The sequence below is a fragment of the Anabaena sp. TISTR 8404 genome (assembly GCF_056847745.1).
On sequence record NZ_CP180578.1, the window covers coordinates 1,796,025 to 1,811,931 of the forward strand.

A 15,907-nucleotide genomic window follows, 5' to 3' on the forward strand; every position below is an offset into this window, starting at 1 on the left:
TTTTCAATAGATAAGCATTGATATAAATCTATATCAATGCCAAATCATCTCATCAATAATATATGGAAGTTTTGTTCATTCCAAAAAAGCGGATTAATTGGAACGCTGCTGCTGATAAAAGCCCACAACTTTCTTGACGTAAGCAGCAGTAAAACCACTATTGCAACCTGTATAGTTACCAGTCATCCACCAACAAGCTACACCACTTACAGCCGCAGTCTCATGATTATTAGTAGCGCGTAACTGTTTGTCTAACTCCCGGCGCGTGATGCAAGAAATAACTTGGCGTGCAGTCGTGGGACTATTTTCAAACTGCGTTGGTGCAAGTTCTTTTTTGAGGCAAAATTTTGTCCAAGCTTTGACAGTTCCGGGTTGGACTTGCCAATCACTATAAAGTCCATCGTTTACTTTACCAGTTTGGGGTGCAGCCCGTCGCAATGCTTCTACCATTGCAGCTACTTGGGTCTCAGACACAGACTGTTGTGCTTGAGCAACTAATGAAGACAGCCCAAAGCTGACACTGACAAGTACTGTACCAATGAATAATCGCATGAAGTTTCTCCTCATCACTCCAGACTTCAGTTTAAGACCAAGATGTAGGATAGTACATATTGAAGAGGCTAGAGCAGAAGGTTTTTCTCTAAAGGGAAAACAACTTTCATGCTTAACGGTAAAACTTGTTTCTTTGAGACTGCCTGCATTAATCAATAAAAACTGCCAGATTTGCGATGTTCAATTGCGGTTATCCCATCATTTGTTAACATCTCGCCTTTATCTACCACTGCATAAATCAACCATCTATCTCCACATTCCAGTTGATTTTTTACTGTGCATTCTAAATAAGCTAATGCGTCATTAAGTATCAGACAACCATTAGTGGCAGTTTGTGTGGCAAGATTAGCAAATGGGTTATCTCCCGCAGTGCTGTGACGGGAAAAATAGCGTCGGACATTTCTGCCTTCTTTGAGAATATTCAGCACAAATTTATCGCCAGGATGACGCATCAAATCAGCATTTTGCTCTGGGGAAATCGCAATCATAATTCCAGGCGGGTTAAATGTTGCTTGTGATACCCAAGAAGTTAAGATGCCCTTGTGGGCGTTTTGGTCACGAGTCGTAACAACACACAAGGAACCAACTATTCGCCCTACAGCTTGTTCGGTACGGTCTACTTGCGCTTCTGTTACTGCTTGTCGGGGAATACGCAGTTTTTTGGTTTTTTTCAAGGTTTGGGCAAAGGTTGCACCCGCAGTTTGGCATTGTTGGAGAATTTCAGCAGTCGGACTAAAGCGCACTCGAATTGTTTCAAAGCCTAAACGATAATTGGCATCTTTGAGTTTGCTTTCTAGTAAATCAATGGCCTCGCCACTCCAACCGTAAGAACCAAAGACACCTGCTAACTTGGTTTTTGCGGCTGTTGACAGCACTATTCCCAAGGCTGTTTGAATTTGTGTTGGTGGATGACCGCCTAATGTGGGGGAACCGATAATAAAGCCATCACAAGCTTCGATAAGACGCGTGATTTCAGCTGTGTCTGCTAATTCGCAGTCAATCGATTCTACATTAATGCTATTTTGAATTAATCCTTGAGCGATCGCATTCGCTACAATTGCCGTATTTCCATAAGCAGAAGCATACAATAAAGCAACGCTAAATTCTTGGGATTTTTGCCCTTGACACCATTGGCGGTAATCGTAGGTAAAACGGCTGAGGCTATAACGCACAACCGGGCCATGCGCCGGAGCATAATATCTTGCGCCTAACGCTGTCAATTTATCTAAAGCAACTTCAACTTGTTTGGCTTGGGGTGCATGAATACACTCAAAATAGTAACGGCGTTCTGCATCTAACTTTTTCCAGTCTTCGTCAAATAGAGTGTCTTCGCAGATATGTGCGCCAAAAAATTTGTCTGTGTACAGAATCTTAGTAGCGGGATCATAAGTGCAGAGGCCATCTGCCCAACGAGGAGTTGGTACAGTAATGAATGATAGATGATGTCCTTGTCCTAAATCTAAAGTATCTTCGGAACGTACCTCTTGAATATGTTCTTCCCATTCAGGAAAGGTGGATTTTAAAGCATTAGCCGCTGGACGAGAGCAAATTATAGTCGCTTGCGGTGCTTGAGAAAGTAATACTTTGAGTGTGGCTCGGCGGTTAGGATTAATATGATTGAGAATGATGTAATCTAGAGTTGCCAAGTCTAAATGTTGCTCTAGTTCTTGGAGGTAAATTTCGGTAAAAGATTCGCCAGGCGGGTCAATTAAAGCTTTTTTCTCAGCTTGAATTAAATAAGAATTTGCTGTGGTTCCTTTTTGGCGGGAATATTCAACCTCAAATTTCAGTCTTTCCCAAGTGCGCGATCGCAAAATTATCGTATTTTGTCCAATTTCTGCAACCTGAACATCTCTAGCACGGCTGGGTGTGATAGTAGCAATAGACATAATATCCTCTAAGAAGTATGAAGTGTGAAGTCCGAAATTTAAAAAGCAGAAATGGTAAAATTTTAAAAGAATGAATAATAAAGCCTGAAGTATGAAAAAATGTGATTATGATTTTTTCAATTTACTCAGATATGAGTAAATACTAATTTCTTCATTTCATACTTCAGACTTCATAATTCATACTTCATTTTTGATTTATGCGATTTTTTCTGTAGCGTTGAGATATTTGTTGTTCTGGATCAATGCCTTCAAAAGTAGGAGGTAGCCAAACTCGCAAGATTAATAAGATTCCTAGAACTAATAAGAAAGCACAAGTCGCTAAAACTTGAGTCCAATTAGTTTCCAGTACACCTTTAACAATCACTTCTCGCAAAGCAGAAACAATCGAAACTTCTACCGCTACCCCAATAGATATACGTTGTTCTTGTAAGTAAATAATCAGCAGTCGGAACAACTCAACCAAAATTAGCAAAAACAGAATATCAGCGGTAACAACTTGAAAATTCAGCGGAGGAAGCAGGGAGAGAAACATATCTCTCACCTGAATTGCCATGAAGCTAAATAAGCCAATACACAAAGAAATTACAATCACATCTTGAATCATTTCCAAGCTGCGAACAACACGGACTCGATTCAGTTCATAGGTGGTTATATGGTTATCATCAACAGGCTTATACATGGCTTTTTCGATGAATATAAATTGACCATTAAATTAATTCAGTAAAAAGGTAAAAGAACCTTTTTACTTTTGCCTTTTTACTTTCTACTTTTGACTTTATTTAGTAGTGATTACCAACTTTGCGGTGATGAACGGCGGTGAGTGCATTTATGTTGGCAACTCGTCCGGTTTGCACGGTGCTATAAATCACCCAATGATCACCACAGTCCATGCGGCTGGTGATTTCACATTCCATGTAAGCTAAAGCGTCAGCGAGAATTGGGGAACCATTAGCAGCTGGATAGGTTTTCACGCCAGCAAAGCGATCGCCACCGGGAGGGAAACGCTTGAGGAAGTGTTTCATATAGCTTTGGTAGTTACCTTCTTCCAGGACGTTTAACACAAAGCGATCGCCTAGGTGCATGAAGGATTCAATGGCGCGTTCTTTAGCTACAGCAATTGCTACTCCTAAAGGATTGACGCTGGCTTGTGTTACCCAAGAAGCAAACATTGCACTTTGAATTTCTGCTTTCTTGGCGGTAATGATGTATAGTCCTGTGCTAATCCGTCCTAAAGCTTTTTCTAAATCAGTATTGATGGATTTGATTTGTTTAATGGCGCGATCGCGGTTTAACCATAATCCGATATCTGTTCCGGCTTCGTCACATAATTGTTCTGTGGCTCTGGTGGGAGTTTCTTTAATTAAAATTGGTGGAAACGCTTCAGTTAATCCGATTTCTTGAAACTTGTTACGTAAAGGATAAACTGGTTCATCATCTCCTCCTCCCGATTCAAATAAACCAATCGCTTGTTTATTATGAGTCGCAGCTAATATAGTGCTTAACGCTGTTTGTGCAGCTATGGCAGATTGTGGCGGCATTCCTATTACTAAACCAGAAGCTTGTGCAACTAATTCGCGGATTTCTTGTGGCTCAGTATTATTAAGAGGTACTAATTCAACTACTACTCCGGTTCTGGTAATGCCATGTGCGATGTAACGTGCTATTTCCTCACTATAACCGTAATCTTCAGTATAGAACAAAGCGACAAATTGCTCGGTTTTTGTTTGTTCTAAACTCCAATTTTGATAACGTTCTAGCCATTCGGAAATATGGTGTTGTAGCAATGGCCCATGACCTGTGGCAACTGTTGCTATTTCTAACTTTTCAATGCGTTTTAAAGCTGCCAAAACTGACCGAGCATTTGGCCCCATTAAACACTCATAGTAATATTGAAAATCTTCTGCGATGATGGCTAAATTTTCATCAAATGTATGGTCATCACAGTAGTGCATTCCAAAGACATCGCAGGTGTAGAGAATGCCTGTTTTATGATCGTAAGTAAAGATTGTGTCTGGCCAATGCAGGTTAGGAGCCGAGATAAATTCTAATTCATGACCATTACCTAAATCTAAGCGATCGCCACTTTTTACAGTTATTGATTGAAATGGCTGATGAACCATATTCTCTAAAAATTGGATAGCCACTTTCGCACCAACAACAGTAATATTCGGTGCTGATTGCAAGATATCTTTGACAAGTCCGCTATGGTCTGGTTCTGTATGGCTAATAATTAAGTAATCTATCTTTGTTGGGTCAATTAATCCTGTGAGTATTTCTAAGTATAATTGCTCAAATTTGCGGTGTGAAGTGTCAACTAAAGCAATTTTTTCACCTTCAATTAAGAAAGAATTATATGTTGTGCCATTACGTAAACCAAACTCGACATCAAAACGCTCTCTATCCCAATCAAGGCAACGAATAGCGGTAGTTTGAGTGGCAATTTCAATAGTTTGTATAGTTAAACGTGATGGATTAGAAAAGATTGAAGTGGTATCTGTGAGTACGGACATTGGGTTTCTCCAAAATGAAATTTATCTGGAGTGAATCTGCTTACTCTTATATTGAACTGTTATCTTCAATTGGTAAAATGCCAATTTCTAAAGATACTCATTAGGAAGTTTTATTCATTATTAAGATTGGTTGACTATTGTATGAAATCAATGTTTATCATTGGTTTTATGCCTAGTAATATCAAATCAATGTAACTCTTTATGTCCTCAATACTTATGGTGATGAGCATTTGATTGGGGTACAAGAAGAAACATTTAACCGCAAATAAACGCAGATGGACGCAGATAAATCTTATATTCCTCCTACACAACAGATTCACAGCGATATTGCCCAAAATGCTGGTGTGGAACTGTCTGTGCTGCGTCTCGACCTCATGCACCCGTGGGTTAATGGTAATAAGTGGTTCAAGCTGAAATACAACTTGTTAGAAGCAGAAAAGAAAAATTGTAAAACGCTACTGACATTTGGCGGTGCTTATTCTAATCACATATTTGCAACCGCAGCCGCAGGTAAATTATTTGGATTTCAGACAATTGGTTTGATTCGTGGGGAAGAAAGACTACCACTAAATCCTACGTTGAGTTTTGCTGTAGAACAGGGTATGCAACTGGTATACCTGAATCGCAGCAGTTACAGACAACGCAACACCACAGAATTACACGTAAAATTGCGCGAACGCTACGGTGAAGTATTTATCATTCCTGAAGGTGGAAGTAACTTAAACGGTGTGCGTGGTTGTACAGAGATACTCAAAGAAGTTGGAGATTTTGATGTTGTCTGCGTTGCTTGTGGTACAGGTACTACCTTTGCAGGGATTTTACTTTCACTAGCTCAAAAGCAAAGAGCGATTGCTTTTCCTATCCTCAAAAATGGCACATTTCTGCAACCAGAAATCGAAATACTATTGCAGAGTTATCTTGCTGCTGGTTTACCTGCCCTAAATTATTCTCCACCGTCTTGGGAATTAATTTGCAATTATCACTGCGGTGGTTATGCCAAAGTTAACAATGAACTGCTGAAGTTTAGCCAGGAATTTCAACAAAATCACGGTGTACCTTTAGATTACGTATACACCGCCAAGATGTTTTATGGCGTGATGGATTTATTACAGCAAGGGTTTTTTAGAAAAGGCGATCGCATTTTACTCATTCACACTGGCGGTTTACAAGGAAATTTAGGTATACAGCAGAGATTAGCTTTCTGACATCAATCAGATTATTAACTCTTTGACTCATTCATTTGAACTAAGGAATATACTTATGGCTTGATTTTCTATTACCTATTGTTCAGCTAAATTAAAGAGCGATCGCAATAGTACTTGATGATTTTAATAGGGTGTAATATCTGAAGTTCCTAAAACACAGTAGTCAGTACTGTAGCCAGCACTGACTAATGATTGTTCTATTTTTTGTAACTCATACTAATTTGCTTTTAGAAATAGTATTCCTACTTTCTACTCCCACCCCAAATTACTATCTTTGACTGCAACTTGGTATCAATTCAATTTTTAATCGGTACCCGCAGCATGAGAGCGCCCACCCAGTCTGATGTGGGGCCAATGGGATAATTGGTGTGGCAAAGCGCACACTCTGCCCTGAAGTTGCTGAGGGGGATCGAGCGTCGATAGTACCATTTATCATCTATGCGCTGGACTGTCGTGTATGCCTCTCCTCCTGCCAAGGCCATTGCATTTGCCTGACGCTCGAAGCTATCACGGGGGCGATCGCTTTCCCGGAGCGGCCCAACAGTACCAACCAGTCGCATATTCTTGTTTTGATCGTCAAATATCAACGATATGGAATGCTTACCTTCCTCTACATTATCTGGTGTGGTTTCGTTGAATTCCTGTGTCAGCGCCGCGAACAAAGTGTTAAGCATCAGATCACTTGTTCTTTGCGCAAACTCAATCTGCCCAGTTGTCGGTGGAATCGCGAAACCACGCGCAATTGTCGTGAAGCCTAACCCCAGCAGGAGACTCAGCACAATAATTCCATAGCTGACTAGCTTTTTCACACGCATTCTCTTATTCCTTGGATTTTGTATTATTCACTACTCAGCAATATTCCATCACGGATAGAGCTTTTGCCAGCTTGCACGACACTTTTTGATTTAGTTCGATTAAGTTTGAATACCAAAACTTTATCCACTTAATTATTTTTTAATATTTTCGCAGAAAAAATATCCGTAAATTTACTTATTTATTTGAAGAATAGTTATTTTATACAGTATAGTGACGTAAAAGATACTTAATTTACAGAAATAAGTAAATTTACTTGCGTAAATTCACTTAAATAGATGCTTGAGGAATTAAATATACAAATTTTGCCAAGGCTAGGAAAGATAAGATAAATTTTTTATAGGATATTCAGTAATTTAAATAACTATATATTTAAGTATATTAACGTGTTCGTCATCTAATCATGACATATTCATAGATACAGAGATATATTTGAATGTAGAAAATAAATTCAAAATTTTAAACTCTATCCAATTGCATAAGCATTTTCTATCTAGTGATAGGTGTAAATTAAAAAATAAATAGAAAGTTATAAATAATACACACTTAAATAACCTTCTCAAAGCTGAGTAAATATCATTCTAATTGTAGATGACAAACTAAGTAATATTAGTGTAAATACGGTTACATATTACTTTGAGAATAATGCGATCGCCACAACAGCGAAACCAGTAAGGTGGGCAAAGTTTTGTCCACCCTACAAATCTAATTTATGCCTTTGAGCTTGCGAGTGCTGTCAACTAAACTTTGAGCAAAATCATCGAATCTTTGAGAAAGTTTTTCATCTAGCAACTTACCTTCTGGGTTAAAAGCACTCCAGGCTTGCCCAATGGCGATTTGTTCGGGAATTACCCAACCATGCACCCAACGAACAATCAGCCGTAAATCATTGAGGGCGTTGCTGTTAGATTGACCTCCCAAAACACTAATGAGTCCTGTCACTTTCCCAGACAGTTCTTCAAAACTCATTAAATCAAGGGCATTTTTCAAAACACCACTCACACCGCCATGATACTCAGGTGTCGCCAAAATTAATCCATCTGCACCACTGACAGTATCACGCAATCTCTTGACATCTGGATATTCGGGATACTCTTTTTCACCGTTGCAAAATGGTAGCTGCAATTGCCGCAAATCCAAAATTTCTACATCTGCACCTATGGCTTGTAACCGTTGTGCTGCTACTTGTAAAGCCAACTGTGTATAGGAGTTAGGCCTCAAGCTACCACCAATGCCAACAATTCTGACCATAATTTACCCATCCATTACAAATAATAAGTATGAAGTTTGAAGTATGAAGTCTGAAATGAAGAAAGCTGTATAGTAAGACTTTCAACAATTTACAAGGGCTGCTAGATCCCTGACTTCTTCAAAATTAATGATGGTGAACCATTAGTACAAAAGAATGATTAAAAGTCGTAGTCATTACGATTATGTTTATCTTAGCGAGTTATTGTTTTGTCGTCAAATTTGTCGCATCACTTGGCAGTAGATGTAAAAACTGTACTTAAGCTCATACTCTGGCAAGCTTGGTTTCTCATCATCCCACCCAGGAGTATAATTTATCCCACTAACAGAGGATTCCTTGAGTAGCATGGTTAAAGAGAGTAGGGGGTAGTTTGGTGTAGAAGTTAGACTAGATAAAAAACAGTGATTTCCAGTTATTGCAATTTTTGCTAGAAAAATAGGCATAAATCAGCGCGAAGCTCATGCCAGCAGAAAAAGGGTAAATGATATGAAAAATTTCAGGAGAAAGGCATTGATGCAACAGCGATCGCCCATAATCGAACCAACTACGGTCAAGCCAGAGTTAGGCAAAATCAACAAAAAGCGATCCCAAAAATCTGTTGCTTGGTCGGGGGCGTTAATCGCCAGTTTAATGATGTTGCCAAATATAGTTGGCGGTACACCTGCCCTGGCACAAAGAGCAGAGCGCGGCGAAATCAGTTATGGTGACTTGATTAGAAGAACTGAAAAAGGCGAAGTCAAAAAAGTTGAGTTAGACGAAACCGAACAAACAGCCAAAGTATATTTACAAGGACAAAAGCCAGATACACCACCCCTACAAGTCAGACTTTTAAATCAAAATACAGAGTTAATTAACAAACTCAAAGCGAAAAACGTCGAGTTTGGTGAAGTGTCCTCTGCTAATAGTCGAGCCGCTGTTGGTTTATTAATCAACCTCATGTGGATTTTGCCACTGGTAGCTTTAATGTTACTATTTCTGCGCCGCTCGACAAATGCCTCCAGCCAAGCCATGAACTTTGGTAAATCCAGAGCGCGTTTCCAAATGGAAGCGAAAACTGGTGTGAAATTTGACGATGTAGCAGGTGTAGAAGAAGCTAAAGAAGAACTACAAGAAGTTGTCACCTTCTTAAAACAGCCAGAAAGATTCACCGCTGTAGGCGCACGCATTCCCAAAGGTGTATTGTTAGTCGGGCCACCAGGAACAGGTAAAACATTACTCGCAAAAGCGATCGCTGGGGAAGCAGGTGTACCATTTTTCAGCATTTCCGGTTCCGAATTTGTGGAAATGTTCGTCGGTGTTGGTGCATCGCGTGTGCGCGACTTATTTAAAAAAGCCAAAGAAAATGCGCCTTGTCTAATATTTATTGATGAAATTGACGCTGTTGGTAGACAACGGGGTGCGGGTATTGGCGGCGGAAACGATGAAAGAGAACAAACCCTCAACCAGTTGCTGACCGAAATGGATGGTTTTGAAGGCAACACAGGCATCATTATTATTGCCGCTACCAACCGTCCCGATGTTTTAGACGCAGCCTTGTTGCGTCCCGGCCGCTTTGACAGACAAGTGATTGTCGATGCACCAGATTTAAAAGGGCGATTAGAAATATTGCAAGTTCATGCCCGGAATAAGAGAATTGACGAGAGTGTGTCATTAGAAGCGATCGCACGTCGCACACCTGGTTTTACTGGCGCAGATTTAGCCAACTTACTCAACGAAGCTGCCATTCTCACAGCCAGAAGACGCAAAGATGCAATCACCATCTTAGAAATTAACGATGCAGTTGATCGTGTAGTTGCGGGGATGGAAGGCACACCTTTAGTAGATAGCAAAATCAAACGCTTAATTGCTTATCATGAAGTTGGCTATGCCATAGTAGGAACCTTACTCAAAGACCATGACCCAGTACAAAAAGTATCCTTGATTCCGCGTGGACAATCACGGGGTTTAACTTGGTTCACTCCCGACGAAGAACATTTTCTCATGTCGCGATCGCAACTATTAGCCAGAATTACCGCAGTATTAGGTGGTAGAGCCGCCGAAGAAGTCATTTTCGGTTTACCTGAAGTCACTGGCGGGATGCGAGAAAACCGCAAATTAGAATATGCGACATCCATAGCGCGACAGATGGTGACACAGTACGGGATGTCCGAAATTGGCCAGTTTTCCTTAGAATCTCCCAATAGTGAGGTGTTTTTGGGGCGTGACTGGATGAGTAAATCAGAATATTCCGAAGAAATTGCTGCTCAAATTGATCGAAAAGTACGTGAAATTCTCATCCAATGCTACGACACAGCAAAACGCCTGATTCAGGAAAACCGTACATTAGTTGACCGTTTAGTAGAGATTTTGATTGAACAAGAAACAATTGACGGCGAACAATTTCGTCAAATCGTCGCTGAGCATAAGGATAACCAAGTAGCTGACGCAGCGACATTGGCTGTACCTAATTAAAAATTTTGATTAGGGTTTGCCCAGTAGAGACGTTGCATTACAACGTCTCTGTTATTTTGATTATGATTTAAATAACTATCTGCTTTGAAATTTTGATGAACAGCACACCAGTCAGTCAAGTGCGATGGACAACAGCAGACTTAGCACTCTTTGAGAGCGATCGCAATCATCGCTATGAAATAATTGATGGGGAATTGTTTGTGGCAAGAGCGCCACATTGGAAGCATCAGGCGATTTGTATTAACATTGGCACAATGCTGAAACTTTGGTCACAGGAGAGTGGACTGGGAGAACCAGCAATTACTCCTGGGATTATTTTTTCTGATGCAGATAATGTGATTCCTGATGTAGTTTGGGCAAGTCATGAGCGCCTTGCTAAAGTATTAGATGAAGCTGGACATTTGACAGCAGCACCAGAGTTGGTAGTAGAGGTGTTGTCTGAAGGTGAAAAGAATCAGAAGCGGGATCGCGAAGCAAAGCTCAAACTATATTCAGTGCAAGGAGTGCTGGAATATTGGATTTTTGACCGCAGGGAGCAGAAGGTGGAAGTGTATCGACGGGAGCAGGGAGTTTTAAAACTGGTAGCAACTTTATACAGTCAGGATGAATTGACCAGTCCTTTGCTACCAGGGTTTAGCCGTATGATCAGCAAACTTTTTTAGATTTGAAAATAAAAAATCCCCCAGCTACTACCAGAGGATAAAGTTAATATTTCTCTAATTTAGGATGTTTTTCGCTCACATAGCATAGCAATATTCACCAGTTTTAATATGCCAAAATGGCAACATTTTCGTGTTGTTTTGTCAACGAATTTCATGAATAACTGTGTCATTCTTAATAACCAGAATCACGCTGATTTTTTGACTCTTGAATCACTATTTTTGACTCTCGGCTGGCAATTTGTTGCTGAGTAAACATTTCTCGCAACACTAATGCAGGGTCTACATAGTTATTTGCATATTTCAGTCCCCAGTGGAGATGTGGCCCCGTAGTGCGTCCTGTCATTCCTACGCGACCAATCCTGACTCCGGTGGGAATTACTTGACCTTCCCAAATTTGAATTCCACCAGTCCGGTCTATTAAGTAGCGCCGACCAGATGCAGTTTCTACATGACCTTCCATGTGACAGTAAGTGTGTTCCCACTCGCCGGATTTGATGACTATGTGAGTCCCACAAGCAGTGCGATCGCTTACCTTAACTACTGTACCTACCCACCAATTGCGAATATAACTACCTTGTGGCGCAGCTATATCTAAGCCTCCGTGAAATTCCCAATTAGCCCCACCAGTAGCAGAACGGCGATAACCAAAGGGCGATGTGTATGCTTGAAAGTTCTCTACAGGAAAAGAAGCGGCTAACCAACCATTGCTCCTTGTAGCTTTTTTTTGTTGCGCTTCTCTAGCGGTCACTGTTTCTACATTTGGCCAGAAAGTGCCAAAACTAACAATACTTAATCCTAATAGTAATAGTGTAGCTCCAGAAAGCAATACTTTTTTTGGTCTTTGACCCATTCTTTGATTCCTTCTTCTCACAGGATTATCTGTAAACTTTTGGGAAATTCACTATTGTTTAGCTCTTAATCGCTTATAAAAAACAAATTAGTTTTGAAATTTTGATGTGTATATATTTTTGCTAAATATTCACATAACAACTTTATTTTGCATAAGTGATTTACTAATATTACTTGTTTAATAAGGATATCAGCATGGGCAATGCCGCATTTATACTATCAGATTTTGAAATTAAAAAATTACTTTCAAGTGGAAATTTTGCAGATTTTTTACTAGATAAATATAATTTTTACAATATACGCCTAATTGCCGTCTCTTAAACACTGGTAGTTGCCAGTAATGGAGACTATAGCCATACTTATGTATGTACGTAAGTAGAACAAGAAAATCAGGAAGCCTCGGAATAAATTCCGAGTCTCATAGTGCAAGTTCTCTCAAGAGAACTCAAAAAGAAGTTTATTCCAGTCCACTTGAGTGGAGTTTGGCTATGAGAGAGCCTATTGACCGTTCTTTGTTGCTGATAAACCTTGACTTTTTGTTCTAGATAGTTGAAATGGTGCAAGCATTTATGCTTAAAATTGCTGAATAGGTCAATCGAGCTTGAAAAAAGGCCAAGATGACCATTTGCAGGACGCACCCAAGCCATGCTGACTGATATATTGCCTTTCCGATTTGAATTAGATACTGTTGCGATCGCTGGCGCTAGTTTGTGGTCGTTAGCGCTGTACCTAGGTTTTTTCCCGTGTAGTGAATGGGTAATTGAGCAGTTAAACCGCTGGTTTAATTTTGCCGAGCGATCGCTTTATACCAGCCAGACTGAATTCGAGAAAACTCGCAAAGCCAGAGAATCGCAAAACGCTTTTTACGCCTCATTGTTCAGCATTGTGCCGTTTTTGGGGATAGGCACATTATGTAACTGGGGTGTAGAAATCAGCTTAGGTCGCAGCTGGGCAGTTAGTATCGGTATACTTGCCTGTATTGGTTCTGGTATTTATGAATTAGGGCGACGGGATGGACAGTCTGATTAATTTATAATTCTTCATTTACATTTCCCTAATTGCACTGCTTCTCTATTTCCTCGCAGACAATCTGCGCTATTTTTTGTGCTGCGCCACTTTCGCCGCGAACACGTCTGAGATTGGTTCGCATTTCTGCCAATTTTTCTGGATGCGCTAACAAATCTAATACCATTTCGCCAATTTCTTGGGGCTGGAGTTGACCTACTAATTCTGGGACTATTTCTGATTGCGCCCAGATATTTGGCCATGCTAATAAACCTTTGCGTCGCAGAAATAGCCAGTTAATTAATTTGGCAAATGTTGTACCTACTCCAGGCAAATTTGCTAACAATCCAGGTAAACCATCCCAAGAACGCATAGCATCAAGCTGTTGGGTGGGCAGTAACACAAGCATGGGTACGCCTAAAGACCCAAGTTCAGCGGTGTTTGCGCCGACTGTAGTTAAGCAGATAGAACAACGCGATAATATTTCATAGGCAGGATTTTCTTGGTGTAGCTCTACATTTAATCCTTTACCTGTTTTCAGTAGCGGGTACTCATCACTTTGTTCTGGCGTAACTAAGGAAGCACCTGAGGATTTAAAAGTTTCCACAAAAGGGTTTTTCTGCGGATCTGCAAAACTGGCTAAGGTTTGTAAATCCAACGTTGGCGCTACAGGAATGACAAACTTAATTTGCGGTCTGTTGGCATGGATGTATTCAGCAATAGCTAAAGTTAAGGGAACTCCTTGGGTTAATTTTGCGGCTTTTGAACCGGGGAGAATACCGATGGTTAAAGAGTGCTGAGTGCTGAGTTGAAAGTGCTGAGTCACCGAAGTTTGCTCAACGGGGGGAACCTTCGCACGCAACTTCTCGCTGAGTGCTGAGTTTTGGGCTTCTAGCATCAAGTCGCCGACGACTGTGAATTTATGGGCGTATTTCGGGGAGACTTTTTCCGCAACTTTCGGTTTCATTACGCCAAAGCGGTCAATCAAGTTATGCCAACGGGCTTCCCATTCAGCGTAAACTACAGTGCGATATCCCATTTTTTTGCCAATGATGACGGGGAAAAATTGATCACCACCAAGGAAAATTACGACACCGTGATTTCTCCAATCCCAATTGTCATAAGTTTTTCCCCAAAGCAAAAATTGCCAAAAATGTTCTGCTGACTGTACTCGGTCTACTTCTGGGTAGGAAAGTGCGATCGCAGCTTCTTTACCACTGGCATTCGGGCAAGGTGATAATACAACGGAAATCCTGACTTGTTCACGGTCATTACCCAGCTTTTCCCGTAATGCTTTAACGACTGGACGCACCCAGGTTGTGACTTCCCCAGGGCCATTGGAGAGAATGAGAATATCTACTGGAGTCATAAGTTAATAGTAAATAGTTATATAAGTTATAAAAGAGACACTGCTGGACTGATATAATTACAGGCTATGTTTGATAACGTCTGTAAATTTCTGGCTGAATCATTTTCCAGTGACTTTGCAACTTGGCTACTCAATGAATCAATTACACTCACTGAACTTAGTCCATCTGAATTATCACTCGAACCAATACGTGCCGATGCACTAATTTTGTTACAGTCAGATGAAATCGTCCTTCATCTCGAATTCCAAACTAAACCAAATGCTGATATTCCCTTTCGGATGAATGATTATCGCTTACGTGTGTATCGAAAATTTCCTCGTAAGCAAATGCGTCAGTTTGTCATTTATTTACAACCAAGTGATTCTGAACTAGTTTATCAAACGGAATTTGTATTAGAAAATAGCTGGCACAGATTTGAGGTAATTCGACTTTGGGAACAGCCAACTGAACTATTTTTGAATTCTCCAGGTTTGTTACCGTTTGCAACTTTAAGTAAAACGGATAATCAAAGGCGAACCTTAGAAGAAGTTGCGGAAGTTATTGCAGCATTCAATGACACTCGTATCCGCAGTAATGTTGCTGCATCAACAGCAGTGTTATCTGGGCTAGTATTAAATAAAGATGTGATTAAAAGTATTTTGCGGAGTGATATTATGCGCGAGTCAGTGATTTATCAAGATATTTTGCAAGAAGGGCTTAAAGAAGGATTTGAACAAGGTCTGGAACAAGGTATGGAACAGGGTCTTGAACAAAAAGCTCAAGAGGTGGCCATCAAAATGATTAGTAAAGGTTTCAGCCTGGAAACAATTGTAGATGTCACAGGTTTAACTGTTGAGCAAGTGCAACAATTACAGACTCAACAAGAAGATAAATCATCTAATTAATCTTATTAAAAATCTCTTATAGCGACTTCTCGCTGGCAAAAGTCAATTAAGCGAAGGGCTACTATTAGCAATAGCAACTGGTTCCGAAAAAGCTTGTTCAGAGTTAATTATTAGTTCTATCCTCGTAGAAGTTTGGAAAATTATCGAATGCAAAGTTAGTTTTTTCCATTGAAGAATTTACCGTTTCACTAGATTTAGGTTTAAGCAGACTGTGTGATTTTTTAATTAGCCGCTCACCCGAACAAATATTTATTCAGGAACCTGTCAAATTACTAGTTGCTTTTGAATGATTTAATTCATCATTTAAATACAGGGAACAGGTGCGGAGAGAACTATTAACGATTTTTCCTATGCACCTGTTTCTGATATTACTCAAAAGTTATATGGTTATTCATCATTAGTGAAATACTAAGGGTCGGCTTTATAGCGATCGCACACTCTCTATCACTAGCATTAGAGTACAGCCTT

The 15,907-nt window shown here is 40.2% G+C and carries 13 protein-coding genes; 5 read left to right on the forward strand and 8 right to left on the reverse strand.

The window, feature by feature from the left end:
• Nucleotides 1-93 precede the first annotated feature (93 nt).
• The 4 genes from ACMX3D_RS07770 to ACMX3D_RS07785 all read right to left on the reverse strand — a co-directional run bounded on the left by ACMX3D_RS07770 (nt 94) and on the right by ACMX3D_RS07785 (nt 4,951).
• Complete coding sequence (locus ACMX3D_RS07770; protein ID WP_482750852.1) at nt 94-552, reverse strand: hypothetical protein; 459 nt, start codon at nt 550-552, stop codon at nt 94-96.
• Nucleotides 553-704: 152 nt separating this feature from the next.
• Complete coding sequence (locus ACMX3D_RS07775; RefSeq protein WP_482750853.1) at nt 705-2,441, reverse strand: diflavin flavoprotein; 1,737 nt, start codon at nt 2,439-2,441, stop codon at nt 705-707.
• Nucleotides 2,442-2,625: 184 nt separating this feature from the next.
• On the reverse strand, nt 2,626-3,120 hold the full coding sequence (locus ACMX3D_RS07780; RefSeq protein ID WP_482750854.1) for a phosphate-starvation-inducible PsiE family protein: 495 nt from the start codon (nt 3,118-3,120) through the stop codon (nt 2,626-2,628).
• 100 nt (nt 3,121-3,220) lie between these two features.
• Nucleotides 3,221-4,951 (reverse strand): diflavin flavoprotein, encoded by a 1,731-nt coding sequence (locus ACMX3D_RS07785; RefSeq protein ID WP_482750855.1) that lies wholly within the window; start codon nt 4,949-4,951, stop codon nt 3,221-3,223.
• Between the two features lie 275 nt (nt 4,952-5,226).
• Between ACMX3D_RS07785 and ACMX3D_RS07790 the strand changes: the two genes are divergently transcribed.
• Nucleotides 5,227-6,156, forward strand: a complete 930-nt coding sequence (locus ACMX3D_RS07790) for a 1-aminocyclopropane-1-carboxylate deaminase/D-cysteine desulfhydrase (protein WP_482750856.1) — start codon at nt 5,227-5,229, stop codon at nt 6,154-6,156.
• A gap of 296 nt (nt 6,157-6,452) precedes the next feature.
• Here ACMX3D_RS07790 and ACMX3D_RS07795 read toward each other — a convergent pair whose 3' ends face one another.
• On the reverse strand, nt 6,453-6,716 hold the full coding sequence (locus ACMX3D_RS07795) for a hypothetical protein (RefSeq protein WP_482750857.1): 264 nt from the start codon (nt 6,714-6,716) through the stop codon (nt 6,453-6,455).
• Nucleotides 6,717-7,674: 958 nt separating this feature from the next.
• On the reverse strand, nt 7,675-8,220 hold the full coding sequence (locus tag ACMX3D_RS07800) for an NADPH-dependent FMN reductase (protein ID WP_482750858.1): 546 nt from the start codon (nt 8,218-8,220) through the stop codon (nt 7,675-7,677).
• Nucleotides 8,221-8,731: 511 nt separating this feature from the next.
• On the opposite strand from ACMX3D_RS07800, the gene ftsH reads away from it, so the two are divergent.
• Together ftsH and ACMX3D_RS07810 are read left to right on the forward strand one after the other, a co-directional pair.
• On the forward strand, nt 8,732-10,669 hold the full coding sequence (ftsH, locus tag ACMX3D_RS07805) for an ATP-dependent zinc metalloprotease FtsH (protein WP_482752297.1): 1,938 nt from the start codon (nt 8,732-8,734) through the stop codon (nt 10,667-10,669).
• Between the two features lie 95 nt (nt 10,670-10,764).
• Nucleotides 10,765-11,331: a Uma2 family endonuclease gene (locus ACMX3D_RS07810; protein WP_482750859.1), complete on the forward strand. Its 567-nt coding sequence runs from the start codon at nt 10,765-10,767 to the stop codon at nt 11,329-11,331.
• 172 nt (nt 11,332-11,503) lie between these two features.
• Here ACMX3D_RS07810 and ACMX3D_RS07815 read toward each other — a convergent pair whose 3' ends face one another.
• A complete protein-coding gene (locus tag ACMX3D_RS07815; RefSeq protein WP_482750860.1) occupies nt 11,504-12,181 on the reverse strand; it encodes a M23 family metallopeptidase in 678 nt (225 codons plus the stop codon).
• 644 nt (nt 12,182-12,825) lie between these two features.
• Between ACMX3D_RS07815 and ACMX3D_RS07820 the strand changes: the two genes are divergently transcribed.
• Nucleotides 12,826-13,209 (forward strand): hypothetical protein, encoded by a 384-nt coding sequence (locus ACMX3D_RS07820; protein ID WP_482750861.1) that lies wholly within the window; start codon nt 12,826-12,828, stop codon nt 13,207-13,209.
• A gap of 25 nt (nt 13,210-13,234) precedes the next feature.
• Here the strand turns inward: ACMX3D_RS07820 and ACMX3D_RS07825 are convergent, their stop codons facing one another.
• Nucleotides 13,235-14,554, reverse strand: coding sequence for a glycosyltransferase family protein (locus ACMX3D_RS07825; RefSeq protein WP_482750862.1), 1,320 nt, complete (start codon nt 14,552-14,554; stop codon nt 13,235-13,237).
• Between the two features lie 66 nt (nt 14,555-14,620).
• On the opposite strand from ACMX3D_RS07825, the gene ACMX3D_RS07830 reads away from it, so the two are divergent.
• Nucleotides 14,621-15,439, forward strand: a complete 819-nt coding sequence (locus ACMX3D_RS07830) for an Rpn family recombination-promoting nuclease/putative transposase (RefSeq protein ID WP_482750863.1) — start codon at nt 14,621-14,623, stop codon at nt 15,437-15,439.
• Nucleotides 15,440-15,907: the final 468 nt, after the last annotated feature.